The 934-nt window shown below is 48.4% G+C and carries 2 protein-coding genes; both read left to right on the forward strand.

Annotation, left to right across the window (positions count from 1 at the left end; translation table 11 throughout):
• The coding region (locus tag R8N47_RS24020) for an ATP-binding protein (protein WP_318185953.1) at positions 1-370 on the forward strand (370 nt) is incomplete at its 5' end.
• Positions 371-442: 72 nt separating this feature from the next.
• The coding region (locus tag R8N47_RS24025) for a superoxide dismutase (protein ID WP_318185954.1) at positions 443-934 on the forward strand (492 nt) is incomplete at its 3' end.

The following is a 934-nucleotide window of genomic DNA, read 5'->3' on the forward strand; positions in this document are numbered from 1 at the left end:
AGAGATCCCTGAGCGACATATCTCAGGCAACCCAAAACTGTTGATGAGCGCGGTAGAAAACATCATCCGCAACGCGATTTATTACGGAAAAGATGAAGTGCAGAGCGACATTCAAGACGAGACTGACACACTGACAATTACCGTCGATGACAACGGTGATGGTGTGCCGGATGAAGAGTTAGAAGCGATTTTCCGTCCATTTTATCGTGTGTCTACTGCTCGTGATCGTCACTCTGGCGGCACAGGATTAGGGTTAACCATCACCGAAAGTGCGATTCGTCAGCACAGCGGTACGATAGTCGCGAGCCGCAGCCCACTGGGAGGTTTGCGCGTCTCCATCACGCTGCCTTTAGTTAAAGTAGGCAAATAACCCTACAAGATTTCAGTTGATAATGATTTTCATTAACATTAGAGTAAATCCTCCGATTAAGGAGGATTTACTATGTCGCATACATTTCCCGCTCTGCCTTACCCATACGATGCGTTAGAGCCATACATCGACGCAAAAACCATGGAAGTGCATTACAGCAAACACCACAAAACTTACTTCGATAAATTCGTCACCGCCGTGCAAGGCAGTGATCTTGAAACACAATCGCTAGACGAAATCTTCGCAGCCGTTTCGCAACATAGCCCAGCCATTCGCAACAATGGCGGCGGCTACTACAACCACATCCTTTACTGGAATTGCATGTCGCCAGAAGGCGGCGGTGAACCACAAGGCGCACTTGCGCAAGCCATCAACGACAAGTTTGGTCACTTCGAAAAGTTCAAAGACGAATTCGCTCAAGCAGCCGTTAATACGTTTGGATCTGGCTTTGCATGGTTAGTTGTGAAAGATGGCGACATCCACATCTCCTCCACCAGCAATCAGGATAACCCGTTAATGGACGTGGCCGATGTACGCGGCGAGCCTATCCTTGCATTAGATGTG

Source organism: Vibrio sp. 2132-1 (assembly GCF_033344315.1).